The organism is Rhizobium sp. BR 317 (assembly GCF_047445835.1).
Classification (GTDB): domain Bacteria; phylum Pseudomonadota; class Alphaproteobacteria; order Rhizobiales; family Rhizobiaceae; genus Rhizobium; species Rhizobium paranaense.
This window is the reverse complement of sequence record NZ_JARWLB010000001.1, coordinates 262,253-287,870: the sequence shown is the minus strand read 5'-3', so window position 1 is coordinate 287,870 and position 25,618 is coordinate 262,253. Positions and strand designations below refer to the sequence as shown.

Here is a 25,618-nt window from a genome sequence, read left to right as displayed (position 1 = left end):
GTGCTTATGGAACATATCGGTTTTTTTCCGCCCCATGATGGCGTCAGCCTAAGCGCGCTGGCCGAGTATCTTGGGGCGGAGCTTGTTGACGAGGCCTTTGCCGGCGTCGTCATCAAGTCCATCGCTCCCGTCTATCGGGCGGGCGAAGGCGACGTTTGCTACATTCTCTCCCGGAAGAATCGTGCGGAATTGGAGACCTGTCGGGCTTCGGCGATCATTTGTTTGCCGGCGCTGAAGTCTTTCGTTCCCGCGCATATCCCGGTTCTCCTTTCCAAAAAGCCGCATACGGATTTCGCGCTGGCGGGTGCTCTTCTGCATCCGCAAGCCATGCGTCCGGTTGCGCTGACGTCTGCGCCAACGCTGATTTCGCCGGCGGCTTTCATCGATCCAACCGCCAAGCTTGAGGCGAATGTCGGCGTTGAGCCGTGCGCGGTTATCGGGCCTGGTGCCGAGATCGGCGAGGGCACACGCATCGGATCTGGCGCGATGATCGGGCCGGGCGTCAAGATCGGGCGCAATTGCACGATCGGTGGCGGCGCGAGTGTGCTTTGCTCCTATCTCGGCAATGGCGTCATCATTCACAATGGTGCGCGCATCGGCCAGGATGGGTTTGGCTATGCGCCGGGGCCGCGCGGCATGGTGAAAATCGTGCAGATCGGCCGCGTCATCATTCAGGATAATGTCGAGATCGGCGCCAACACCACGATCGATCGCGGCACCATGGATGATACGGTCATCGGCGAAGGCACGAAGATCGACAACCAGGTACAGATCGGACATAACGTCCGCATCGGCCGCCACTGCGCCATCGTCAGCCAGGTCGGCATAGCCGGCAGCACGGTGCTCGGCGATGGTGTGCAGATCGGCGGTCAGGCAGGCTTGAACGGCCACATTCATATCGGCGACGGCGTTCAGATCGGCGCCAAGAGCGGCGTAATGAATAATATTCCAGCGGGTGAGCGTTATGCTGGTCTTCCGGCGCGGCCATTGTGGGATTTTCTGAGAGAGTCGGCGGAGATCGCAAAGCGATCAGGAGCCAGAGAAAAGAAGGACGGTGCGGAGCATGACTGAAGAAGCCAAGACGTCGATGTCGTCGGCAGACGTCATCGAAATCATGAAGCTCTTGCCGCATCGCTACCCCTTCCTCATGGTCGACAAGATCATTGAGATCGATAGCGATAACTCCGCCATCGGTATCAAGAACGTCACGGCCAACGAGCCGCAATTCACCGGCCACTTTCCGGAATCTCCGATCATGCCGGGCGTGCTGCTGATTGAAGGCATGGCGCAGACGGCTGGCGCGATCTGCGCCCGCAAGGATGGAATCGGCGGCAATCTCGTCTACTTCATGACGATCGATAATGCCCGTTTCCGCAAGCCGGTCGTGCCGGGCGACCGTGTTGAGTTCCATGTCGTCAAGCTGAAGCAGCGCGGTACGATCTGGAAGTTCCATTGCGACGCCAAGGTCGATGGTTCGCTGGTTGCCGAGGCCGATATCGGCGCGATGATCGTACGGAAGGACCAAGAGCAGGCATGAGCAGCATTGCAAAAAGCGCGCGCATTCATAAGCTCGCGGTTGTTGAGGATGGAGCGGTCATTGGCGAGAACGTCGTCGTCGGTCCGTTCTGCCATGTCGGCCCCAAGGTCGTGCTGCATGATGCCGTCCAGCTCCTGACGCATGCTGTCGTGACCGGCCGGACGACGATCGGCAAGGGCACGAAGATATTCCCCATGGCTGTCGTAGGCGGCGATCCGCAGAGCGTGCATCATGGTGGTGAAGAGACGACGCTGGATGTCGGCGAGAATTGCACGATCCGCGAAGGCGTGACGATCAATACCGGGACGGCCGACTACGGCGGCAAGACCATCGTCGGCAACGACAATCTGTTCCTTGCCAATTCGCACGTCGCCCATGATTGCCGCGTCGGCAACAATGTCATCATGTCGAACAATGTGATGCTGGCGGGGCATGTCACCGTGGAAGACCGAGTCATCCTCGGCGGCGGCTGCGCGGTGCATCAGTTTACCCGTATCGGTCGGCAAGCTTTCGTCGGTGGTCTCTCCGCCGCGAGCTACGACGTCATTCCCTATGGCATGCTGAACGGAAATCCGGGCGTGCTCTCGGGCCTCAACATTGTCGGCATGACCCGGGCCGGAATTGAGCGTTCGGTCATCCATTCGGTTCGCCGCGCCTATAAGAGCATTTTCGAAGGCGAAGGTTCGATCCGCGACAATGCGGCGGCGATCCGCGCTGAATATGCCGATTGCAAGGAAGTGATCGAGATCCTCGATTTCATCGCCGCCGACAGCGATCGCGCATTGTCGTCGCCCAATCGCGGTAAGGGCTGAGGTGGCCGCGAGCGGTCAAAGCCATACGGGCAGGCTGGCGATCATCGCAGGCAGCGGCTTTTTGCCGGCCTATGTCGCCGACGCCGCCCGCCAGGCAGGTGAAAATCCTGTTATCATAGCACTGACGGACGAGGCGGATCGCGATTGGTCCGCTTTCGATCATGCCAATCTCGGCGTCGGCAATTTTGCCGGCCTGGAGGCGATGTTTCGCCGCTATGGGGTCGACCGGGTCGTGATGTCCGGCGGTGTTGCGCGCCGTCCGCCTTGGCGCGACGTGCGCCCGACCTGGCGCGTCATCAAGGAATTGCCGTTGACCATCCGCACCCTTCTTTCCGGCGGCGATAATGCCGTGTTGCAGATGGTGATCCGCTTGATCGAGGCTGGCGGCGTCCGCGTCGTCGGCGCGCATGAGATCGCACCGGATTTGTTGGCGACCACCGGGCCGCTTGGCCGTTTCTCGCCATCGGAAGAGGACCTGCGCGATATTGCGCAAGGTGCGAAGGCAGCCGTTGCGCTGGGGCTGCTGGATGTCGGGCAGGGTGCCGTCAGCGTCGGCGGCCGCGTCGTGGCACTCGAAGGCGCCGAGGGCACGGACAAGATGATCGAGCGTGTGGCAGGTTTGCGGGCCGACGGGCGCATATCAAAACGTCGTCGCGGCGTATTGGTGAAGCTCTGCAAGCCTCAGCAGGATGTACGCGCAGACCTGCCGTCGATCGGGGTCTCGACGGTACTCAACGCCAAGAGAGCCGGCCTTGCCGGCATCGCCGTCGAGGCTGGCAGGGCGCTGGTCCTGGAACGTGAAGCGGTCATCGCGGCTGCCGACGAAGCCGGGCTTTTCGTCTGCGGCATCGACCGTGGCCTCAGCGCGGAGGGCTTCATGTGAGCGGTGCGCCGTTGAAACTCGCTGTCATCGCCGGCGAGGTCTCCGGCGATCTGCTTGGCGGCGATCTCGTCGCGGCATTGAAGCAACGCTACGATGGCCCCATCGAGCTAATCGGCGTTGGTGGCGACGCGCTGGAAGCGCAGGGCTTGCGTTCGCTTTTCGATTATTCCGAACTGTCGATCATGGGTTTTGCGCAGGTTATCAAGCGCTTGCCGAAACTGCTTGCCCGTATCCGCCAGACGGCGGACGCCATCATCGCGGCCAAGCCTGACGTGCTGCTCATCATAGACAGCCCGGATTTCACCCATCGCGTCGCCAAGAAGGTCCGCGCTGCGCTGCCTGACCTGCCGGTCGTCGACTATGTCTGCCCGAGCGTGTGGGCGTGGAAAGAATATCGCGCGCAGAAGATGCTCGCCTATGTCGATCACGTCCTCGCCATTCTACCCTTCGAGCCGGCGGCGATGCAGCGGCTGGCGGGGCCGGCTACCACCTATGTCGGCCATCGCCTGACGGTGGATCCGAACCTGCTGGAGACCCGTCGCCTGCGTGCGCTTCGGGTGCCTAGCGCGCCTGATGGCGAGAAGACGATCCTGCTGCTTCCCGGATCGCGTTCCTCGGAAATTCGCCAGCTTCTGCCGGTTTTCGAGCAGGCGGTGCTGGAGCTTAGCCGGCGAAGCGATCGCGTTCGTTATGTCTTGCCGACCGTTCCGCGGCAGGAGGCATTGGTGCGCTCGCTGCTTGAAAACTGGAGCGTCAAGCCGGATGTCTTCGTCGGCCAGGATGCCAAGTGGAATGCTTTTGCGGAAGCGGATGCTGCAATGGCAGCCTCCGGCACCGTGGTTCTGGAATTGGGGCTTGCGGGCGTTCCCGTCATTTCGGCCTATAAGACCGAGTGGCTCGCCCGGTTCGTGCTTTCGCGCATCAAAACCTGGACGGCGGCTCTGCCGAATTTGATTGCGGATTATGCCGTGGTGCCCGAGCTGATCAACGACGTGCTGCGTCCCGGTCTGTTGGCCCGCTATATGGAGCGCTTGTCGAATGATACGCCGGAGCTTGCGGCTATGCTTCACGGCTACGATCTGGTCTGGCAGCGAATGCAGACCGAGGAACCGCCTGGCGAAAAGGCGGCGGCGATCGTTCTCGATGTCTTGTCCAAGAAAAAACCCGGCCATTTCTGACCGGGTTTTTTGTTGTCTCGTTTTTCGGCTTAACGCTTGGAAACCGGAACGTATTCGCGCAGCGGTTCGCCGGTGTAGAGCTGGCGCGGACGGCCGATACGCTGTTCCGGATCTTCGATCATCTCGTTCCACTGAGCGATCCAGCCGACGGTGCGGGCAAGCGCAAACAGCACTGTGAACATGGTCGTGGGGAAGCCCAGGGCCTTCAGCGTGATGCCGGAATAGAAGTCGACGTTCGGGTAAAGCTTCTTCTCGATGAAATAGTCATCGGTCAGCGCGATACGTTCCAGTTCGATCGCGATGTCGAGCAACGGATCGTCCTTGATGCCGAGTTCGCCGAGCACTTCGTGCGCCGTCTTCTGCATGATCTTGGCGCGCGGATCGTAGTTCTTGTAGACGCGATGGCCGAAGCCCATCAGACGGAACGGATCGTTCTTGTCCTTGGCGCGGGCGATATATTCCGGAATACGGTCAACCGTGCCGATTTCCGTCAGCATGTTGAGCGCTGCTTCATTGGCGCCGCCATGAGCCGGGCCCCAGAGGCATGCGATGCCAGCGGCAACGCAAGCGAACGGGTTGGCGCCGGAAGAGCCAGCGAGACGAACCGTCGAGGTCGACGCGTTCTGCTCATGATCCGCGTGCAGGATGAAGATGCGGTCCATGGCGCGTGCAAGCACCGGATTGACTACATATTCCTCGCAGGGCACGGCAAAGCACATGCGCAGGAAATTCGAGGCATAGTCGAGATCGTTCTTCGGGTAAACGAAGGGCTGGCCGATATGGTACTTGTAAGCCATGGCGGCAAGCGTCGGCATCTTGGCGATCATGCGCAGGCTTGCGACCATGCGCTGGTGCGGATCGGTGATGTCGGTGGAGTCGTGATAGAAGGCCGACAGAGCGCCGACGCAGCCGCACATGACGGCCATCGGATGCGCATCGCGGCGGAAACCGGTGAAGAAGCGGGACATTTGCTCATGCACCATGGTGTGGTGCACGACCCTGTAATCGAAGTCTTTCTTCTGGGCTGCGGTCGGCAATTCGCCGTAGAGCAGCAGGTAACAGACTTCGAGGAAATCGCCGTGTTCAGCAAGCTGTTCGATCGGATAACCGCGATGCAGCAGAACGCCTTCGTCGCCATCAATAAAGGTGATTCTGGACTCGCACGACGCAGTCGAGGTGAAGCCAGGATCGTAGGTGAAAGTGGAGGTGTTCTTATAAAGGGCACCAATATCAATGACACTTGGGCCGATGGTTCCGGTCTTAACCGGCAAATCCACCGTCTTTTCACCCCAAGTTAGTTTCGCGCTTTGTTCCGTCATGCTGATCCTCCAAGATTTGGCGGGATGGCGCCTTAAAAAGCGCCAAAGGGTTAAGCGACTAACGATTAGCTATATGATCCAGAGCCTAATGCCAAGTTATCGTTACGCCTATTTGTGCATTGCGGTATCAACTTTTGGGCACTGCGGTAGGCGGACTCGTCGTGCGCTAACATGAATTGGCGTCATTTGTTGGAGATTAGGCCGATTTCAGTTGAAATCACCTAGCGGTGACGGCAAAACTCTCGCTCTAGCTGTAGTTTTGCGTGGGCGCTGGGGTATATGCCTAATTTAGAGGCACCGGATCCGCAGGTGGAAAGTAGGGAGTTTGCTGCGGTTGCCGAGCGCGAGCACGGCATCGGCACGACTATTTCTGCTACCAAAGCGATGCGGCCGGAGCGAACACAGGATCACGCCGCGCTTATTGCCCGTCTTCGCCTTGCGGCAGGCAGCATCCGACTCGGCATTTACCATTTGGTCGAAGAAGAGGCGGCGTACGGTCGCGCGATGCTGTTTGCGCCGGTCTATATCGGCGCCGGCGCGATCTTCTGGTTTGCCGCCGGAGCCGATCCGCCGCCGCAGGCCGTTTTTGCCGCCCTCCTTATCTTCGCAGCCGCTTTCTTCATCCAACAGGAGGCGGGGCGGGTGTTGCGGCACTTGCTGTATGCGGCCATGCTTGCCTGCTCCGGCATGGCTTTGGCGCAATGCGAAACCTGGCGCGCGTCGACGGTGATGCTCGACTCTGCGGTGACGACTACGATCACCGGGCGGATCGAACGGCGCGAGGCCGACGATAAGGGGCGTTGGCGCTATGTCGTAGCTCTCGAGGCAACGGAAAAGCCGGCTGTTCGCCGGCCTCCGGCGCAGATCACCATTTTCGTGCGCAAACAGCTCCAGCCCTTTGAACTCGGGGATCGCATTCAAGGCAGGGCGCGGCTGACGCCACCGGCCGGACCCGCCTTGCCCGGTCTCAACGATTTCGCCTTCAGCGCCTATTTCGATGGCACCGGCGCGAACGGCTTTGCCTACGGAACGCCGACGCTACTATCACCGACCAGTGATGTTGCTCAGGGATCGTTTTTCGATAAGGCGGATATCTGGCTCGCGCGTTTGCGCAGCAGCATCGGCGACAGGATTAGGATGCTTTTGCCCGGTGACACCGGCGCCTTTGCGGCCTCGCTTGTCACCGATGAGAGACGAGCGATCTCGGATGAGACGACGGAAGCGCTGCGGACCTCAGGTCTTGCGCATATCATTGCCATCTCCGGCCTGAACATGGCGCTCTCCGCGGGCATCTTTTATGTCGGCCTGCGTTATGCCCTCAGCCTGTTTTTCGGCGTGGCCCAGGCCTGGCCAACGAAGAAGATCGCAGCCTTCGGCGCGCTGGTCACGGTGACAGCCTATTATTTCATTTCCGGCTTCGGCGTATCGGCAGAGCGCGCTTTCATCATGATGGCGATCATGCTGGTTGCCGTGCTCTTCGACCGGCCATCCCTCAGCCTCCGAAACGTAGCACTGTCGGCGATCGTCATCCTCATTCTGTCACCGTCACAGGCGCTCGGACCAAGTTTCCAGATGTCCTACGCGGCGACCTTGGCATTGGTGTCCGGTTATTCGCTCTGGACGAGGCGACCGCATCGGGAAAGCGTTCTCTCCCGGTTCCGGCTCCTGCGTCCGCTGCTCTTCGTCTCGCGCTTCTTCGGAGGCATATTGTCGACCTCCTTTATCGGCGGCGCGTCGACCGCGATCTTCTCGATAGAGCATTTTCACCGCTTGGCGACATATGGTCTTGTCGCCAATCTGGCGGCCATGCCGGTCGTCTCCTTTGTCGTCATGCCTTTTGGTATGGCGGCTACAATGCTGATGCCGTTTGGCGTCGATGCTCCTTTCTGGCAGATCACCGGCGCGGGACTCGATGCCGTCATCGTCGTTGCCAAAACGGTCGCCGCCTGGGGCGGCAATATTCCCTTTGGCCGACTACCGGTCTGGCTATTTCCCACGGTCATAGTCGGCTTCTTGCTGATGACCCTGCTCAAAACATGGCTGCGGCATGCGGGTGCGCTTTTGATCATTGGCTCGGTCGCAGTCGTGGCCCTCAGCCCCGGTGTTCCGAAACCCGATCTGATGATCTCCGAGGACGGTACGCTGGTCGCTTTGCTGCGAAACGGTGCGTTGACGACCAACCGTGAGAAACCGCCCGATTTCATCTTCGAGCAGTGGCAAAGAGCCCTGGCGATCACCGAGCAGCAACCGCCTGCGATGCTTCCGCCCGACAGCCAGCTCCCTAAAATCAGCAAATCGGACAAGCATCGCCGCTTGAGTTCCGACGAACAGACCGCCGTTCGAAAGGCGATGGATGCGGCACTGGACAATGCCGGGCAGGGCGGTTTCGCCTGCCAGAAAGGGGCTTGGTGCGTGGCAATGCTGGAGAATGGCGACATGCTTGTCACCATTGAAGACGCTGCTTATCTCGCTCCGGCCTGCGATACCGCCAATATCGTCGTCACACCCATACGGCTGCGGCTTGATCGCTGCCGCTCCGGCGCTATGCTTTTTACGGGCGTAACACTTCGCCGGACTGGGTCCATCGAAATGAACCTCGGCGCCGAGAAACCGGTAATAACGGCGGCGTTTGAAAATCTAACGCGGCCATGGAGCCTTCATCGCGCCTATGACTGGCGAACCGGTACTTTCGGAGCGCCGATCGCACCGGTGTCACCCGTCAGTGATAGCGGCGAATGAGGCCGACGAGCTTGCCTTGCACTTTCACACGATCCGGCCCGAAAATACGGGTCTCGTAAGCCGGGTTAGCGGCCTCAAGCGCGATCGAAGCTCCCTTGCGGCGGAAGCGCTTCAATGTCGCCTCTTCATCATCGACGAGAGCGACGACGATGTCGCCGGGATTGGCGGTCGTGGCGTTGCGGATAATGACGGTATCGCCATCAAAGATGCCGGCATCGATCATCGAGTCGCCCTTGACCTCCAGCGCATAGTGCTCGCCGGAGCCGAGCATGTCGGCGGGAACGGTGATGTCATGGGTATTGTTCTGGATGGCCGAGATCGGAACGCCGGCGGCGATGCGGCCCATGACGGGGACCGAGACCGAACTGTTGTTTTCCTCACTTACCGGCTTGGCGGGAGCGGGTGGCGGCACAAGTTGCGGTTTGCCAAGGCTACCCTCGATGACGCTTGGCGAAAAGCCGCGGCGTGGCTGCAGGCTCGGGCTATAGGCCTCCGGCAGCTTGATGACTTCCAGCGCCCGGGCCCGGTTCGGCAGACGGCGGATGAAACCGCGCTCTTCCAAAGCCGTGATGAGACGGTGAATGCCAGATTTTGACGCGAGGTCCAGCGCATCTTTCATCTCGTCGAAAGATGGCGGAACGCCGGACTCCTTCATGCGTTCGTGAATGAAGAGAAGCAGTTCCTGCTGCTTGCGCGTCAACATCGTTTTGAACCTCGGGACTGAGAAGGTGTCGTGAAACAAATCCAGAACGGACACTATATGTTCCATATGTGTTCCGCAAGTCCTTAAATTTTGGTGAATATTTTGTAAGTGTCTCAAATAAATGGGAACAGAACGGGTCCTGGGCTGACGGATTTTCTCGACGCATACAGACTAAGGTACTGATATGTATATGGAATACGATTAAATGTGATTTCTGCGATCAGGAGCGGTCCATCTCAAAAGCGATAAAAAGCCACGTTGTTTGCTCAATAGTCTCTTTGGAGAGCGATGCTCTCCGAACGAAGGAGAACAAACTGTAGATCGAACAGGAAGGATCGAATTTTCGCGGGGCTGGGATCGGCGACGATTCTAGTAATATTGGATGGAAATTCAATAGGTTGGGCTCTTACTCGAACTCCTGTGCGTATGCTCGAGCAGGGTGCGGTCGTTGGCGATCTGCTTTAGCATACTGCGACCGGCCAGAATCATCTCGAAGAGAAAGGCCACGAAAGCGCCCATGAGCGCGATGACGGCAAGGCCGAAGAACCACAGCAGTAGCTGCTCGCGAAATTGCTGGCGAATCGCTCCGCCCATGAGGCCGAGCGTTGCAAGGCATGTGCACATGCCCGATGCCGTGCCGAGCAGGACGGCAACCTCAAGCGCCAATGTCCGCCGCCGCAGATAGTAGAGCTGCAGCAGCCGCGTTTCATCCGGGTCCTCCGAAGTCACCCGTTCGAAAAGGCTGTTGACCCGGTCCGAGACGCGGGCGAGCCTAGCCGAGAAAACATTGAGGCACCCGGCGGTGCCGGCCAGGCCAGCAGAAAGACCGGCGTCAGCGCTATTTGAATAACGTGCGCGGCAGCAGACGTTAGCTGGTCGTTCAGCACGCTCGATCTCCTTTCCGACGTCATCCGCATCAGGTTCGGGGTGTTGCTTCGGCAAGGAAGGACGTCAGCGTGAGGCCGTGGCTGATCTCACGCGAATGTTTTACGTCGGTGGCGCCGGCGATTGTGCCAACTGTTCAGCGGTTCTCTTTTTGTGCATTGTCAGAGCGGCGGCTGCGGTGTCGGATTTCTCCTCGCCGCCCACCTGGACGGTTGGCTGAGCGAATTCGATACCGTTTTCCATGAAGGCGTCGCGGATCATGGTGTAGGCGCGCCGCCGGATATAGGTTTGCCGACCGGGAAGGACGGTGAAGGCAAAGCTCAGTTCGATACCGAAGTCGCCGATCTGCTCGACGCCCTTCATTTTCAGGGTCTCGAGGATTTGCGGGCCGATTTCCGGATCTTCCTTCAATTGCTCTCCGATTTGCTTGGCGATCTTCTTCGCCTTGGCGACATCGGTGTTGAACGGAACCCGCAGCATGAATTTATCGATCGCCCAGTCACGGCTCATGTTCTGAACGGCGCCAAGTTCGCCGAAGGGAACCGTGAACACCGGACCGCGATGATGTCGAAGCCTGACGGAACGCAGGCTGAAGGATTCCACAGTTCCCTTGTAGCTGCCGCTCTGAATGTATTCGCCAACGCGGAAGGCATCGTCCATGAGGTAGAAAATGCCGCTGACGATATCCTTGACGAGCGTTTGCGAGCCGAAGCCTATCGCCACGCCGAATATGCCGGCTCCCGCAATCAGCGGCCCGATCTGCACGCCCATTTCCGACAATACCGTGAGGACGGCGGCCGCGATGACGATGGCTGCAAGCGCGTTGCGGAAGATCGGCAGCAGGGTGCGAAGGCGGCCCGCGCGCGCGGCTTCCGCCGACGGCGAGGATGCGTCGCTATCGGCAACGCTCAATCTCTCGTCAATGAATGCTTTCGACAACTGCCAGCAGAGATCGGCCAAAATCAGGATGACGACGCTCTTCAGTGCGCCGCGAACGGCTGCGTCGATTGCCGGATTTTCTCGTGCGAGGATGTTGGGATCATAGTGCCAGATGACTGTGATCCAGCCGACCGCGGCTGCGATGACGAGTGCCCGCGCACCACGGACTGCCAACACCATGCGCGCACTGTTCTTGTTGTCGCTCGGCCACCGTCCTTTTGCGAATGCCTCTGCCGTTCGTCCGACGGCGGACAGCAATCCCGGAAGAATAACGGCATAGACCCCAAGCCAGAAAAGACCGAGGAAGTTTGTCACCCAAAGAAGCCAGAGGCCGATCGCGTAGACTGAATAGAGGGTATTCACAAGCGCTAGCTGCCTGGAGGCTGTCGCATCGCCCGGCCGTCGCCACACGGCTTCAAATACGATTAGCAACAGGAGAATGGAGAAGCCGTGGGAAATGACGGTGCCGACGTCTCCGTCGATGGAGAGCGGTTTGGTCAGCGACGTCGTGGCGCCGGCGAAGGCCAGAACGGCGATGAAGAGACAGGCTCTATGGTAGCCGAAGGGCGACAAGGCGCCTGCGTCCCTCGATAGCTTGCAGCAGGCAAACACGAGGCGAGCGGCGATGAATGCCAGCAGATAAAACAGGATCACCACATGCAGAAGTGGCGGCCAGTCGATGGCCAGGAAAATGCCGGAGCTGACGAGGGTGAAAGCGATCCATGGCCCGAATTCTCCGATCGTGTGTGCGACAAGAGGATTTTGAAACCGGGCTTTGAGGACAGTTTTTTTGAAAAACCATTCCCCCGCGAGACCGATGCAGACCAGTATGGTGAGCATGACGAATGCTGGCGCAAAGCCGCTGTTCCTTGCCTGCTCACGCACCCTGCGCGCTGCATCGGCGAGCTGCACCGGGACATTCGGAATCGCCGCTCGCAGCGCCTGATATCGCGCCCGAGCGCGGGCTTCGCCGCTCTCGATCAATGTCGCTGTCGCCGCGGTAGGCTGCTGCTCCGCCGCCTGCCGCTTTTCCAGCCACTGGCGTAGCTCCGGATCATTCATCAAGCGAAGCAATTCGGACACTTTTGCAGGCGGTGCCGCAGGGGGTGTTTCGGCAACCTGCGCCCGGCACAGTTGCGGCACGATCATCATAAAAAGAAGAACCAAAACACCAGGGATCAGGCGCCGAAACATCTGAACAACCTCGAAACCAGTTCATTCGCAAGGGAAGTCATCAATTGGCACCTGCCGATCTCGGCCGTTCAATTCGTGAGTTCACGCTGCTGGGGGTCGCTTTTCAATGTATCTTCGATATCGGTAGCTTTAGGGCCGGTTGTTTTGGCGTTTTCGATCGCGGTGACGGGCGCTGTTACTGTCTTGGCAGCCACCGTACCGACGCCTTTGACTGTTCCGGCAATCACAGCGGTGATGTCGTCGCTCAGCCGTACGTCGGAATCGGTGAGCGGCTGCCCGGCAACGAGTCGGGTGCCGATCAACTTGACGATTTCCGGGCTCTCCGCGAATTTTCCGTGGTTGAGGCTGTCTCCGGTTTTCACCTTGGTAAGATCGATCGCGGTGATCCCAGCGCGTTCGAGCTTGGTGCGGTAGGGTTCTTCGGCCGGATTGATGGCGCCGAGGCGATAGACATCGCCCGATATCAGTCGGGAGACTGCCAGCGCCCGGTCGTCCTGGGAAACAAAGATCGTGAACTTCGGCCGCGGCGCGCCCATCTCAACGAACTGTTTCGCGAAAACATCGATGTCGATATCCGGTGATGCCAGGATGACGTTGTGGATTTTCGGGTTCACGCGGCCATCCCGGATGCCCATCTGGCGCAACGCCTCCATGGCGAGCCAGGTGCCCATGGAGTGCGCCATGATGGTGATGTCTTTCACCTCTGGATCGCTTGATAAGGTTCTGAGGGCCGTCTCGAGCGCCGTTCGCGAATAATTCGTGCTCTCCTTATCGTAGTTGTAGTCGAGAAGCCGTGCGCGTGAAGGCCAGGTAAAGAGCATCGGCGTCACCTGGGCGCCGGAATCGTGCACGATCTGCGCAAGCCTGAAGACGGAATCCTCGTATTTGTTGTTAAAGCCGTGAACGAAGACCAGCACCTTTCCGTCGACGGTATGCTGGCTGAACCAAGCACGACCTTCAGCGATGGAGTGCAGCTCGTGAACCCGGGTTACCGCAAACTCCGTCTTTGGATCTGGCGGCAATTTCTTGGGCCATTGCAGGGTTCCGGGTTTGCGGTTCGGTGGGATGGAGATGGCGACGTCGGTTAGATACGGACGCGGGCTCCGCTCGCCGGAGAAAAGTGTATTCGGATCACCCGACGGCGCCCGGCTGGTTGCGACCAGCATGTCAACCGTGGAACTGTGCGGAATGGCGGTCGACAGTGCGACCGGCTTCATAACCCCCTCGGCATGCCCAGCGCATCCCGCCACGGCAAGGCAGAGACATGCAACCAGACACAAGACCGCGCGTGTAAGCGCCCTCTCGACGAGCATCAAACCTATGCCTCCCCCTCGGCATTCGACAGGTCGGACAAAGTACTGCCGCGAAAATAGAAGTAACGACAGACCGTCCTTCCTTTTCCGAGATCGGATTGTGCGTTGCGTTAGCCCTGGACAATCCGAAATGGAAGAATGCGCATTTTTGTGTGCCGCCAATAAAGGGACGTCGTCGAGGCCACCATCACCGCGATCATTCGCCTAAGGCTGCGTTCCCAGTTGTGTTATTATATTATGATGATCGAATTATTTCGTTTCCGCAAGCCAGAGTTCTGCGCCGCTGTATACGCCATTCCGCTAAGTGGATGGAAGATATAGCGCATCTGGAGCGCAGTCTGCGGCAGGATGCTTGACCCTTCTTCCCGCCGCCTGATTTTCGACGATTTCATTCCTGTCCCTCACAATAGTTTTTGACGCGCTTGTTGAAGATGTCCTGGGAGCGCTCTACCTGGTTTTGCCGTAACGCTTTGATCTTGAATTGAGCGGCAGATGGGCGCAAACCTGCCGACGAATGAAGGGGGAGACCATGATCTCGTCGCCGCATCCGCTCGATCATTTCGTTCTGCCGACGGCCAATATCGCAGGGGCGCGGGAACGGCTGGGTAAGCTCGGCTTTACCGTCGCCGCCGATGCCCGCCATCCCTTCGGCACGGAAAACGCCTGCGTTTTCTTTCCCGACAATATCTATCTGGAGCCCCTGGGCGTTGCATCCCAGGAGCAGTGCCAGGCGAGCGTGGCGGAAGGCAATGTTTTCGTCGCCCGCGACCAGGCCTACCGTTTTCGCATCGATGATGAAGGTTTTTCGGCCATCGTTTTCGGTACGGACGATGCGGTCGCCGATGACGAGCGCTTCCGGGCCAATGCCATGTCTGCCGGAAACATGCTCGATTTTGCGCGGCCGATGCGCATGCCGGATGGCTCGGAGGTGACGGCAGGTTTCCGTCTCGCTTTCGCAGCCGATCTGCGTTCGCCGGATTTCTTCACCTTTTGCTGCCAGCGCATCAATCCGTTGCCGGCTGATCGCGGCGCCTTGGAGCGGCATGCCAATGGCGTGACCGGCATCGCTAGAATTGCCGTATCGACGCCGAAGCCGGCTGCGTTCCGTGGCTTTTTCGAGCAGGTCGCGGGTGGACCAAAGATAGTCGATCATTCCTTCGGCCTAACTGTCCACGCGGCCAATGCGGGGATCGAGGTCCTGACCCCGCAAGGCATGGAAGCCTTCTACGATTTGCCGGTGCCGGCCGAGGATCCCGGCCTTCGCGCGCGGGCAATCCTTTTCAAGACCCGCGATCTTTCCGTGACATCGGCGCATTTGACTGCTAACGGCGTCACATACACGCGTAAGAACAATCGTATTCTGGCAAAGCCCGCCCCCGGACAGGGCGCGCTGTTCGCCTTCGAGGAGATAGCATGAGCACGAATTCCGAAGTGACCGTTGGCGAGGGAGCCTCCAAGGTCCTGTTCTCCAACTCGTCAAAGCTTTCGCTGATTGCTGGCCCCTGCCAGATGGAAAGCCGCGACCACGCTTTCATGGTTGCCGGTGTCCTGAAAGAACTCTGCGGCAAGCTCGGCATCGGCCTTGTCTACAAATCGTCCTTTGACAAGGCGAACCGCACCTCGCTGTCAGGCAAGCGCGGCATCGGTCTGGAAATGGCACTGGAAGTCTTTGCCGACCTCAAGAAGGAATATGGCTTTCCGGTTTTGACCGACATCCACACGGAAGAGCAGTGCGCCATTGTCGCCGAGACGGTCGATATTCTGCAGATCCCGGCCTTCCTGTCGCGCCAGACCGACCTGCTGGTTGCAGCTGCCAAGACCGGCCGCGTCGTCAACGTCAAGAAGGGACAGTTTCTCGCGCCCTGGGACATGAAGAATGTGCTCGCCAAGCTGAACGACAGCGGCAATCCGAATATCCTACTCTGCGAGCGCGGCGCCTCCTTCGGCTATAACACGTTGGTTTCCGATATGCGCTCGCTGCCGATCATGGCGGCAATGGGTGCGCCGGTGGTCTTCGACGCGACCCATTCCGTGCAGCAGCCGGGCGGGCAGGGCGGTTCGACCGGCGGCGATCGCCGATTCGTCGAAACCTTGGCGCGCGCAGCGGTCGCTGTCGGCGTTGCCGGCGTCTTCGTCGAGACGCATGAAGACCCGGACAATGCGCCGTCTGATGGTCCGAACATGGTGTATCTGAAGGACATGCCGCAGCTTCTGGAAAAGCTGCTTGCCTTCGACGCGATCGCCAAGGCCTGAGAAATGGGAGGCGTTCAACAGGCTGACATGAACTTGCGCTACGCGGCCTGTAGGAGCTTCAATCGAGGATGCGGGGCGGCATTGTAATTTCCGCATCTTCGACTAAGACAGATTTCAATCGATTTACAACCAGCGAGCAGGAAGCTATCATGACCGCAATCACCGACATTATCGCCCGCGAGATTCTCGACAGCCGTGGCAACCCCACCGTCGAAGTCGATGTGTACCTCGAAGACGGCAGCATGGGCCGCGCCGCGGTTCCGTCGGGCGCGTCGACCGGCGCGCATGAAGCCGTCGAAGTTCGCGACGGCGGCAAGCGTTATCATGGCAAGGGTGTCGAGAAGGCTGTCGAAGCCGTCAACACCGAGATCTTCGATGCGATCGGCGGCATTGACGCGGAAAACCAGATTCAGATCGACAACATCATGATCGAGCTGGACGGCACGCCGAACAAGTCGCGCCTCGGTGCCAACGCCATCCTCGGCGTATCCCTCGCAACCGCCAAGGCCGCTGCCCAGAGCGCCAACCTGCCGCTCTACCGCTATGTCGGCGGCGCTCACGCCCGTCTGCTGCCGGTTCCGATGATGAACATCATCAACGGCGGCGCCCATGCCGACAATCCGATTGACTTCCAGGAATTCATGATCCTTCCGGTCGGCGCAGATACGCTCCGTGACGCCGTGCGCATGGGTTCGGAAATCTTCCACGTTCTCAAGAAGGAACTGGCTTCGCAGGGCCACAACACCAATGTCGGTGACGAAGGCGGTTTTGCACCGGGCCTCTCCAGCGCCCCGGCTGCGCTCGACTTCATCATGAAGTCCATCGAAAAGGCCGGCTACAAGCCGGGCGAGGAAGTCGCGCTTGGTCTCGACTGCGCCTCCACGGAATTCTTCAAGGACGGCAAGTACGTTCTCGAAGGTGAAGGCCGCACGCTGGAATCCGGCGCTATGGCCGAATACCTTGCCGAGCTCGCTGCCAAATATCCGATCATCTCGATCGAAGACGGCATGGCCGAAGACGATTGGGAAGGCTGGAAGATCCTGACCGACCTGACCGGCAAGAAGACGCAGCTTGTCGGTGACGACCTATTCGTCACGAACTCGGCTCGTCTGCGTGACGGCATCCGCATGGGTGTCGCCAACTCGATCCTCGTCAAGGTCAACCAGATCGGCTCGTTGACGGAAACCCTCGACGCCGTCGAAACCGCGCACAAGGCCAATTACACGGCCGTCATGTCGCATCGTTCCGGCGAAACCGAGGATTCGACCATTGCCGATCTCGCTGTTGCGACCAACTGCGGTCAGATCAAGACCGGCTCGCTGTCGCGTTCCGATCGTCTTGCCAAGTACAATCAGCTCATCCGCATCGAAGAAGCGCTCGGCCCTCAGGCACAATATGCCGGCCGTTCCATCCTTCGCGGCTGATAGTCGATACCCCTGAAAATCCGCGGGATTTTCGCAAAGGCTTATTCTGCGTCGAATAACAATCCGAGTCGGCTTATAAGCCAATAATTTCCAGCTCTTGAACCGCGCTTTCGGGCGCGGTTTTTTGTTGGAAAAATGGCAGAGTCAACGGATGGTTAATCTCTGGCGGCTAGTGTTGTCAGAGATGTTTGATTTAGCGTGATCTTATCGGAAGCCACTTCGCATTTCCGTCGCGGACTTGGGGTTCAAGATCATTCTCGACAGAGCGTTTTGAGCAAGCGAGTATGTGGACAAAATATCATAAGAAGAGAAAGTTCGGCCGTTTCGTTCTCCCCGCCATCACGGTCGCCTTCGTGAGCTATTTCGGCTATCACTGCATTCACGGCGATTACGGTCTGAAGGCGACCGAGGTCTTCGAGAAGCAGCGCATCGATCGCAGCAAGGAACTCGCCGATCTCGTCGCCAAGCGCGAACGCCTTGAAAAAGAAGTGGCATTGCTCAGCGATGGCTCGCTGGACAAGGATATGCTTGACCAATATGCGCGCTATCAATTGACCTACTCGAAGGACGATGAGATCGTTATCTTCAACAAATAGTCACAATTAACCGAATTCTGGTTAATTGCTTTTTTTATAAGCATATCAATCGCTTGCGAAGAATATGAGCCATGCAATTATAGCATTGCTGTGGCGAGCAATCTTCCCTATGTTACGCGGCACTACATAACGAGGCCACTCACATAGGGAGAGTTGAATGGCGCCGCGAAAATCCGCGTCCGTTTCCAGCCGCAAGACGACATCCAAGCCTGCCAAAGACACCAATGGTGGTGCGATCGCGGAATTCGACCGCGATGCGGAACTCAAGGCCTATCGTGAGATGCTCCTGATCCGCCGCTTCGAAGAGAAGGCCGGCCAGCTCTACGGCATGGGCTTCATCGGCGGCTTCTGTCACCTCTACATCGGTCAGGAAGCTGTCGTCGTCGGCATGCAATTGGCGCTGAAGGAAGGCGACCAGGTCATAACCGGCTACCGCGATCACGGCCATATGCTGGCGACTGGCATGAGCGCCCGCGGCGTCATGGCCGAGCTTACCGGACGCCGGGGCGGCTATTCCCGAGGGAAGGGCGGCTCCATGCACATGTTCTCCAAGGAGAAGAACTTCTACGGCGGCCACGGCATCGTCGGCGCGCAGGTCTCGCTTGGCACCGGCCTCGGCTTCGCCAACTGGTATCGCGGCAATGACAATGTCAGCGTCGCCTATTTCGGCGATGGCGCGGCCAACCAGGGCCAGGTTTCTGAAAGCTTCAACATGGCGCAGCTCTGGAAGCTGCCGGTGATCTACGTGATCGAGAACAACCGTTACGCCATGGGCACGTCGACGGCGCGCGCAACCGCGCAGTCCGACTTCTCCAAGCGTGGTACCTCCTTCGGCATTCCCGGCATCCAGGTCGACGGCATGGATGTCCGCGCCGTCAAGGCTGCTGCCGACGAAGCAGTCGAATATTGCCGTTCCGGCAAAGGCCCGATCATTCTGGAAATGCTGACCTATCGCTACCGCGGCCATTCCATGTCGGACCCGGCCAAGTATCGTTCCAAGGACGAAGTGCAGAAGATGCGCTCCGAGCATGACCCGATCGAGCAGGTTCGCGCTCGCCTTCTGGAAAAGGGTTGGGCGTCGGAAGACGAGCTGAAGGCGATTGATAAGGACGTCCGCGACATTGTCGCCGACAGCGCCGATTTCGCCCAGAACGATCCGGAGCCGGATGCATCCGAGCTCTACACCGACATTCTGCTCTAATCGGGGAGGGACGATCCATGCCCATCGATATTCTTATGCCCGCCCTGTCTCCGACGATGGAAGAGGGCACCCTTTCCAAATGGCTCAAGCAGGAAGGCGACAAGGTCACTTCCGGTGACGTCATTGCCGAAATCGAAACCGACAAGGCGACCATGGAAGTGGAAGCCGTCGACGAAGGCACGATCGGCAAACTGCTGATCCAGGCCGGCACCGAAGGCGTCAAGGTCAACACCAAGATCGCGATCCTGTTGCAGGACGGCGAGTCCGCCTCGGATATCTCGACGGCCAAGGCTGCTCCGGCTGCCGAACCGGTCAAGACCGAAGCTCCGGCCGCTGCCGCTGCTCCGGCACCCGTTCCGGCGCAGCCGAAGACCGCGCCTGCTGATCCGGAAATCCCGGCCGGCACGGAAATGGTATCGATGACGGTGCGTGAAGCACTGCGCGACGCCATGGCCGAAGAAATGCGCGCCGATCCGGACGTCTTCGTCATGGGTGAAGAAGTTGCCGAATACCAGGGCGCATACAAGGTTACCCAGGGCCTGCTGCAGGAATTCGGCCCTCGCCGCGTTGTCGATACCCCGATTACCGAGCATGGTTTTGCCGGTGTCGGCGTCGGTGCCGCCATGGCCGGCCTTCGTCCGATCGTCGAGTTCATGACCTTCAACTTCGCCATGCAGGCGATCGACCACATCATCAACTCCGCCGCCAAGACCCTTTATATGTCCGGCGGCCAGATGGGCGCTCCGATCGTCTTCCGCGGCCCGAACGGCGCGGCTGCTCGCGTTGCCGCCCAGCACAGCCAGGACTATGCCGCTTGGTACAGCCAGATTCCGGGCCTCAAGGTCGTGATGCCCTATACGGCAGCCGACGCCAAGGGCCTGCTGAAGGCCGCGATCCGCGATCCGAACCCGGTCATCTTCCTTGAAAACGAAATTCTCTACGGCCAGCACTTCGACGTGCCGAAGCTTGACAATTTCGTTCTGCCGATCGGCAAGGCCCGCATCCATCGCTCGGGCAAGGACGCAACGGTCGTCTCCTTCGGCATCGGCATGACCTATGCCACCAAGGCAGTTGCCGAGCTGGAAGCCCAGGGTATTGACGTCGAGCTGATCGACCTTCGCACCATCCGCCCGATGGACCTGCCGACAATCATCGAATCCGTCAAGAAGACGGGCCGCTTGGTGACCGTCGAGGAAGGCTATCCGCAGTCTTCCGTCGGCACGGAAATCGCCACCCGCGTCATGCAGCAGGCCTTCGATTATCTCGATGCGCCGATCTTGACGATTGCTGGCAAGGATGTGCCCATGCCCTACGCCGCCAACCTCGAGAAGCTCGCGCTTCCGAATGTCGGTGAAGTGGTCGATGCGGTGAAAGCCGTTTGCTACAAATAAGGGGAGGGCTCTTCGATGCCTATCAACATCACCATGCCTGCCCTCTCGCCGACCATGGAAGAGGGCAACCTCGCCAAGTGGCTGGTCAAGGAAGGCGATAAGATCAAGTCCGGTGACGTCATCGCCGAGATCGAGACCGACAAGGCGACGATGGAAGTCGAAGCCGTCGACGAAGGCACAGTTGCCAAGATCGTCGTTCCCGCCGGTACCGAAGGCGTCAAGGTCAATGCGCTGATCGCGGTTCTGGCCGGCGAAGGCGAGGACGTCTCCGCTGCTGCTTCAGGCGCTGCCGCTCCGGCTGCAGCACCTGCCGCCGCGGCACCAGCGCCGAAGGCGGAAACGGCTCCGGCTCAATCCGCACCGGCCGCACAGCCGGCGCCGGTCGTGCCCGCCGCTCTTTCGACGGACGGCCAGCGCACCTTCGCATCGCCGCTCGCTCGCCGGCTTGCCAAGGAATCCGGCATTGATCTGGCCGCGCTCGTCGGCTCCGGCCCGCATGGCCGCGTGGTCAAGAAGGACATCGAAGCTGCCGTCTCCGGCGGTGTCGCCAAGGCCGCTCCGGCTGCTGCTCCCGCAGCTCTGCCGGCCGCTGCTGCACAGGCTCCGGCCGCAGCCGCTCCGAAGGGCATGTCTGATGATGCCGTTCTCAAGCTGTTCGAGCCCGGTTCCTACGAGCTTGTGCCGCATGACGGCATGCGCAAGACGATTGCCAAGCGCCTGCAGGAATCCAAGCAGACGATCCCGCACTTCTACGTCTCGGTCGATTGCGAACTCGATGCACTGCTGGCGCTCCGCACGCAGCTCAACGATTCCGCTCCGAAGTCGAAGGACGGTGCTCCGGCCTACAAGCTCTCCGTCAACGACATGGTCATCAAGGCCCTGGCGCTGGCGCTGCGCGACGTTCCGGATGCCAACGTGTCCTGGACCGACAGCAGCATGGTCAAGCACAAGCATGCCGATGTCGGCGTTGCCGTCTCCATTCCGGGCGGCCTGATCACGCCGATCATCCGCAGCGCCGAGCTGAAGACGCTGTCTGCCATCTCCAACGAGATGAAGGACTATGGCAAGCGCGCCAAGGAACGCAAGCTGAAGCCCGAGGAGTACCAGGGCGGTACAACGGCCGTGTCCAATATGGGCATGATGGGCGTCAAGAACTTCGCCGCCGTCGTCAACCCGCCGCATGCGACCATTCTGGCCGTCGGCGCGGGCGAACAGCGTGTGATCGTCAAGAAGGGTGAAATGGCCATCGCCACTATGATGACCGTCACGCTGTCGACCGACCATCGCGCCGTCGACGGTGCGCTTGGTGCCGAGCTCCTGGCTGCCTTCAAGGGCTACATCGAAAATCCGATGGGGATGCTCGTCTGAGCCTTGTCACGACACGGAGGCATGAATGACCAAGACCGTTCTGTGTTATGGCGACTCGCTGACATGGGGCTATAGCGCCGAAACGATCGGTCGTCATGCCTTCGAAGATCGGTGGCCGAGCGTGCTGCAAAAGGCGCTCGGCAATCAGGTCCGGTTGATCCCGGAAGGGCTGAACGGCCGCACCACGGCTTTCGACGATCATCTCGCCGATTGCGACCGTAACGGTGCAAAGGTATTGCCGACGATCCTGCAGACGCACGCGCCGCTCGATCTCATCATCATCATGCTGGGCACCAACGACATGAAGCCGGTGATCGCCGGTTCGGCCTTTGCTGCCTTGCAGGGCATCAGCCGGTTGATTCAGCTTATACGCAATCATACATGGGCGTTCGATTATGAAGTCCCCGACATTCTGATCGTGGCGCCCCCTGTTATTACTGAGACCGCCAATCCGGCCTTCGCCGCCCATTACCTCGGCGCGATCAAGGAGTCGGCGAAGCTTGCGACGCTCTACCGCGATCTGGCTGACGAGCTTGGCTGCGGCTTTTTCGATGCAGGCACGGTTGCCGTCACCACACCGCTTGATGGCGTGCATCTCGACGCAGAAAACACCCGGGCGCTTGGCCGCGGCCTTGAGCCGATCGTGCGAGTGATGCTCGGACTTTAACTATTTGATTGAGCATGATCTTACCTGAAAACTGCTTCACAGTTTTCGCTTTGCGGTTCGGCATCGTGCTTCGGAAAAATCAAGGCGAGCTGAGCTTCGACCGGCCGCCAACCAAAGGCAGGAAACATATGGCTGAGAATTACGACGTCATCATCATCGGCTCTGGCCCTGGCGGCTATGTCGCCGCCGTGCGCGCCGGCCAGCTTGGCCTGAAGACGGCGATCGTCGAACGCGAACACCTCGGTGGCATCTGCCTGAATTGGGGCTGCATTCCGACCAAGGCGCTGCTCCGTTCGGCCGAAATCCTCGATCATTCCAATCATCTGAAGGATTATGGCCTTGTCCTCGAAGGCAAGGTGACGCCCGATGTGAAGGCGGTCGTCGGCCGTTCGCGCGGCGTTTCCGCGCGCCTTAACGCAGGCGTGGGCTTCCTGATGAAGAAGAACAAGGTCGACGTGATCTGGGGTGAGGCCAAGATTACCAAGCCAGGCGAAATCGTCGTCGGCAAATCGACGAAGCCGGTCGTCGAGCCGCAGCATCCGCTGCCGAAGAACGTCAAGGGCGAGGGCACCTACACCGCCAAGCACATTATCGTCGCCACAGGCGCTCGCCCGCGCGCGCTGCCCGGCATCGAGCCGGACGGCAAGCTGATCTGGACCTATTTCGAGGCCCTGAAGCCGGATTTCCTGCCGAAATCGCTCGTGGTCATGGGTTCCGGCGCGATCGGCATCGAATTTGCGAGCTTCTATCGCTCGATGGGTGTCGACGTCACCGTGGTCGAAATCATGCCGACCATCATGCCGGTGGAAGACGCCGAAGTTTCCGGTATCGCCCGCAAGCAGTTGGAAAAGCGCGGCTTGAAGATATTCACCAAGACGAAGGTCACCAAGGTCGACAAGGGTGCGAACAGCATCACCGCGCATATCGAGACCGAAGATGGCAAGGTACAGCAGATCACTGCCGACCGGATGATCTCCGCCGTCGGCGTACAGGGCAACATTGAAAATCTGGGTCTGGAAGCGCTCGGCGTGAAGACCGATCGCGGTTGCGTCGTCATCGATGGCTACGGCAAGACCAACGTGCCGGGCATCTATGCGATCGGCGACGTCGCCGGCCCGCCGATGCTGGCACACAAGGCCGAACATGAAGGCGTGGTCTGCATCGAGAAGATCGCCGGTCTGCCGAACGTGCATCCGACCGACAAGAGCAAGGTACCGGGCTGCACCTACTGCCAGCCGCAGGTTGCCTCCGTCGGTCTGACGGAAGCAAGGGCAAAGGAACTCGGCCGCGACATCCGCGTCGGCCGCTTCCCGTTCACGGCCAACGGCAAGGCGATCGCTCTTGGCGAAGACCAGGGCCTGTGCAAGGTCATCTTCGACAAGAAGACCGGCGAGCTGCTCGGCGCGCATATGGTCGGCGCTGAAGTCACCGAACTGATCCAGGGTTTCGTTGTCGCCATGAACCTGGAGACGACAGAAGAGGAACTGATGCACACGATCTTCCCGCATCCGACCGTTTCGGAAACGATGAAGGAAGCCGTGCTGGACGCCTACGGCCGCGTACTCAACGCTTGATAATCTCCTGGCTCGCCCTCTATCCGGAGGGTGGAAAATTGCAAAGGAAATCATCATGTCTATCAGTACTGAGGCTTGGATCGTCTTTCTGTTGATCGGTTTGGTGGCGGGGTTTCTCGCCAGCCTGGTTGTCGGCGGCGGGGGCCTGATCAGTTGTTTGTTGAGCGGCGTGATCGGCGCTTTCGTGGGCGGGTTCCTGTTCAATCGGCTGGGAATCTCGCTGGGCATACAAAATGCGCTCGTGGTTGAAATCATTCACGCAACGGTGGGCGCAATCATCGTAGTCCTGTTTGCAAGGGCGATAGCGTAGGGGTAAAGGCGCGATGGAAGGCATAGGCTGGCTGGGTCTGATCATCATCGGCGGTCTCGCGGGCTGGCTCGCGGGTAAGCTGATGGAGGTGCGATACGGCATCATCCTCAACATCGTTCTCGGCATTGCCGGCTCGGTCGTTGCAGCGGGCATTCTGGTGCAACTGCATGTCGGCGTGCCCGGCGGTCGGCTCGGTTATTTCGTCACCGGTTTCATTGGTGCATGCATTCTGATATTTCTCGCCAAACTCGTACGGCGATGAATAGGCCGCGAGCAAGCGGCGGAAAGTAGACGTTCATGGTCACGATTCTCGACACGATCAATCCCGATGCCAAGCGTGTGCGTCATCCGGAGAAGGCGCATCGGCCGGATACGGAAGTCCTGCGCAAGCCGGATTGGATCCGCGTCAAGGCGCCGACATCGAAGGGCTATGCCGAAACCCGCTCGATCGTGAAGGAGCACAAGCTCGTCACTGTCTGCGAGGAGGCCGGCTGCCCGAACATCGGCGAGTGCTGGGACAAGAAGCACGCCACCTTCATGATCATGGGTGAGATCTGTACCCGCGCCTGTGCCTTCTGCAACGTCTCGACTGGTAAGCCGAATGCGCTCGATATGGCCGAGCCGGAAAACGTCGCCAAGGCCGTCAAGGAGATGGGCCTCAGCCACGTCGTCATCACGTCCGTCGATCGCGACGATCTCGAAGACGGCGGCGCCGAGCATTTCGAAAAGGTGATCTGGGCGATCCGCGCCGCCTCGCCGACAACGACGATCGAAATCCTGACGCCGGACTTCCTGAAGAAGCCGGGCGCCCTGGAGCGCGTCGTCGCCGCCAAGCCGGACGTCTTCAATCACAATCTGGAAACCGTCGCCGGCAACTATCTGACCGTGCGTCCCGGTGCCCGCTACTTCCACTCGATCCGTCTGCTGCAGCGGGTCAAGGAGCTCGATCCGACCATGTTCACCAAGTCCGGCATCATGGTCGGCCTCGGCGAAGCGCGCAATGAAGTGCTGCAGCTCATGGACGACCTCAGGACAGCCGACGTCGACTTCCTGACCATCGGCCAGTACCTGCAGCCGACCCGCAAGCATCATCAGGTTATGAGCTTCGTCACCCCGGACGAATTCAAGTCCTATGAGACGGTTGCCTACACCAAGGGCTTCCTGATGGTCGCCTCCAGCCCGCTCACTCGCTCTTCGCATCACGCCGGCGATGATTTTGCCCGGCTGCGGGCCGCCCGCGAGAAGAAGGTTCTGCTGGCCGCAGAGTAAAATTCCAATCTCTTGCCTTTTGAACGAACCGCGGCGATTGTGCCGCGGTTTTTGTTTCTACCG

23 protein-coding genes are annotated in these 25,618 nt (G+C 59.6%); 18 read left to right on the top strand and 5 right to left on the bottom strand.

The annotated features are described in order from the left end of the window. Positions 1-6 precede the first annotated feature (6 nt). Genes lpxD through lpxB form a run of 5 tightly spaced genes read left to right on the top strand, consistent with a single transcriptional unit; the run spans position 7 to position 4,410 of the window. Entirely contained in the window at positions 7-1,071 is a 1,065-nt protein-coding gene (gene lpxD, locus QD357_RS01360) for a UDP-3-O-(3-hydroxymyristoyl)glucosamine N-acyltransferase (protein ID WP_107107940.1), read from the top strand. Continuing rightward, the gene (fabZ, locus tag QD357_RS01355; protein WP_107107941.1) at positions 1,064-1,537 is read left to right on the top strand and encodes a 3-hydroxyacyl-ACP dehydratase FabZ; all 474 of its coding nucleotides are present in this window, start codon (positions 1,064-1,066) and stop codon (positions 1,535-1,537) included. Before lpxD ends, fabZ begins: the two co-directional genes overlap by 8 nt. Further along, positions 1,534-2,349, top strand: coding sequence for an acyl-ACP--UDP-N-acetylglucosamine O-acyltransferase (gene lpxA / locus QD357_RS01350; protein WP_107107942.1), 816 nt, complete (start codon positions 1,534-1,536; stop codon positions 2,347-2,349). Before fabZ ends, lpxA begins: the two co-directional genes overlap by 4 nt. 1 nt (position 2,350) lies before the next feature. Next, complete coding sequence (locus QD357_RS01345; RefSeq protein ID WP_107107943.1) at positions 2,351-3,232, top strand: LpxI family protein; 882 nt, start codon at positions 2,351-2,353, stop codon at positions 3,230-3,232. Further along, positions 3,229-4,410, top strand: coding sequence for a lipid-A-disaccharide synthase (gene lpxB, locus QD357_RS01340; RefSeq protein WP_107107944.1), 1,182 nt, complete (start codon positions 3,229-3,231; stop codon positions 4,408-4,410). The genes QD357_RS01345 and lpxB overlap by 4 nt, the downstream gene beginning before the upstream one ends. Positions 4,411-4,439: 29 nt before the next feature. Here lpxB and gltA read toward each other — a convergent pair whose 3' ends face one another. Then, positions 4,440-5,729 carry a citrate synthase gene (gene gltA / locus QD357_RS01335; protein ID WP_107107945.1) on the bottom strand — a complete coding sequence of 430 codons (1,290 nt, stop codon included), beginning with the start codon at positions 5,727-5,729 and terminating at the stop codon, positions 4,440-4,442. Between the two features lie 279 nt (positions 5,730-6,008). Here gltA and QD357_RS01330 point away from each other — a divergent pair, with 279 nt between their 5' ends. Beyond that, the gene (locus QD357_RS01330; RefSeq protein ID WP_107107946.1) at positions 6,009-8,468 is read left to right on the top strand and encodes a ComEC/Rec2 family competence protein; all 2,460 of its coding nucleotides are present in this window, start codon (positions 6,009-6,011) and stop codon (positions 8,466-8,468) included. Here QD357_RS01330 and lexA read toward each other — a convergent pair. The 4 genes from lexA to QD357_RS01310 form a co-directional block, all read right to left on the bottom strand. Next, positions 8,449-9,171 (bottom strand): transcriptional repressor LexA, encoded by a 723-nt coding sequence (gene lexA / locus QD357_RS01325; RefSeq protein WP_107108139.1) that lies wholly within the window; start codon positions 9,169-9,171, stop codon positions 8,449-8,451. The genes QD357_RS01330 and lexA overlap by 20 nt on opposite strands. A 390-nt stretch (positions 9,172-9,561) precedes the next feature. Then, positions 9,562-10,113 (bottom strand): DUF2721 domain-containing protein, encoded by a 552-nt coding sequence (locus QD357_RS01320; protein ID WP_245407457.1) that lies wholly within the window; start codon positions 10,111-10,113, stop codon positions 9,562-9,564. Between the two features lie 45 nt (positions 10,114-10,158). Further along, positions 10,159-12,189 (bottom strand): mechanosensitive ion channel family protein, encoded by a 2,031-nt coding sequence (locus QD357_RS01315; RefSeq protein ID WP_246451045.1) that lies wholly within the window; start codon positions 12,187-12,189, stop codon positions 10,159-10,161. A 68-nt stretch (positions 12,190-12,257) separates the two neighbouring features. Continuing rightward, the gene (locus tag QD357_RS01310) at positions 12,258-13,502 is read right to left on the bottom strand and encodes an alpha/beta hydrolase (protein ID WP_107107947.1); all 1,245 of its coding nucleotides are present in this window, start codon (positions 13,500-13,502) and stop codon (positions 12,258-12,260) included. Between the two features lie 529 nt (positions 13,503-14,031). On the opposite strand from QD357_RS01310, the gene QD357_RS01305 reads away from it, so the two are divergent. The 12 genes from QD357_RS01305 to lipA all read left to right on the top strand — a co-directional run bounded on the left by QD357_RS01305 (position 14,032) and on the right by lipA (position 25,555). After that, positions 14,032-14,919, top strand: a complete 888-nt coding sequence (locus QD357_RS01305) for a VOC family protein (protein WP_107107948.1) — start codon at positions 14,032-14,034, stop codon at positions 14,917-14,919. Next, positions 14,916-15,755, top strand: a complete 840-nt coding sequence (gene kdsA / locus QD357_RS01300) for a 3-deoxy-8-phosphooctulonate synthase (RefSeq protein WP_107107949.1) — start codon at positions 14,916-14,918, stop codon at positions 15,753-15,755. The genes QD357_RS01305 and kdsA overlap by 4 nt, the downstream gene beginning before the upstream one ends. A gap of 149 nt (positions 15,756-15,904) precedes the next feature. Then, positions 15,905-17,179: a phosphopyruvate hydratase gene (gene eno, locus QD357_RS01295; RefSeq protein ID WP_107107950.1), complete on the top strand. Its 1,275-nt coding sequence runs from the start codon at positions 15,905-15,907 to the stop codon at positions 17,177-17,179. Positions 17,180-17,463: 284 nt separating this feature from the next. After that, a complete protein-coding gene (locus QD357_RS01290; protein ID WP_107107951.1) occupies positions 17,464-17,775 on the top strand; it encodes an FtsB family cell division protein in 312 nt (103 codons plus the stop codon). A 157-nt stretch (positions 17,776-17,932) separates the two neighbouring features. Next, on the top strand, positions 17,933-18,976 hold the full coding sequence (gene pdhA / locus QD357_RS01285) for a pyruvate dehydrogenase (acetyl-transferring) E1 component subunit alpha (RefSeq protein WP_107107952.1): 1,044 nt from the start codon (positions 17,933-17,935) through the stop codon (positions 18,974-18,976). Between the two features lie 17 nt (positions 18,977-18,993). Continuing rightward, on the top strand, positions 18,994-20,367 hold the full coding sequence (locus tag QD357_RS01280; RefSeq protein WP_107107953.1) for a pyruvate dehydrogenase complex E1 component subunit beta: 1,374 nt from the start codon (positions 18,994-18,996) through the stop codon (positions 20,365-20,367). Between the two features lie 15 nt (positions 20,368-20,382). Next, positions 20,383-21,735, top strand: coding sequence for a pyruvate dehydrogenase complex dihydrolipoamide acetyltransferase (locus QD357_RS01275; protein WP_107107954.1), 1,353 nt, complete (start codon positions 20,383-20,385; stop codon positions 21,733-21,735). Between the two features lie 25 nt (positions 21,736-21,760). Then, complete coding sequence (locus QD357_RS01270; protein ID WP_107107955.1) at positions 21,761-22,402, top strand: SGNH/GDSL hydrolase family protein; 642 nt, start codon at positions 21,761-21,763, stop codon at positions 22,400-22,402. A gap of 128 nt (positions 22,403-22,530) precedes the next feature. Then, a complete protein-coding gene (gene lpdA, locus QD357_RS01265; RefSeq protein ID WP_107107956.1) occupies positions 22,531-23,976 on the top strand; it encodes a dihydrolipoyl dehydrogenase in 1,446 nt (481 codons plus the stop codon). Positions 23,977-24,031: 55 nt separating this feature from the next. Continuing rightward, positions 24,032-24,286 carry a GlsB/YeaQ/YmgE family stress response membrane protein gene (locus QD357_RS01260; RefSeq protein WP_107107957.1) on the top strand — a complete coding sequence of 85 codons (255 nt, stop codon included), beginning with the start codon at positions 24,032-24,034 and terminating at the stop codon, positions 24,284-24,286. A gap of 13 nt (positions 24,287-24,299) precedes the next feature. Next, positions 24,300-24,548, top strand: a complete 249-nt coding sequence (locus QD357_RS01255; RefSeq protein ID WP_107107958.1) for a GlsB/YeaQ/YmgE family stress response membrane protein — start codon at positions 24,300-24,302, stop codon at positions 24,546-24,548. Positions 24,549-24,583: 35 nt separating this feature from the next. Then, entirely contained in the window at positions 24,584-25,555 is a 972-nt protein-coding gene (gene lipA, locus QD357_RS01250) for a lipoyl synthase (RefSeq protein ID WP_107107959.1), read from the top strand. Positions 25,556-25,618 lie beyond the last annotated feature (63 nt).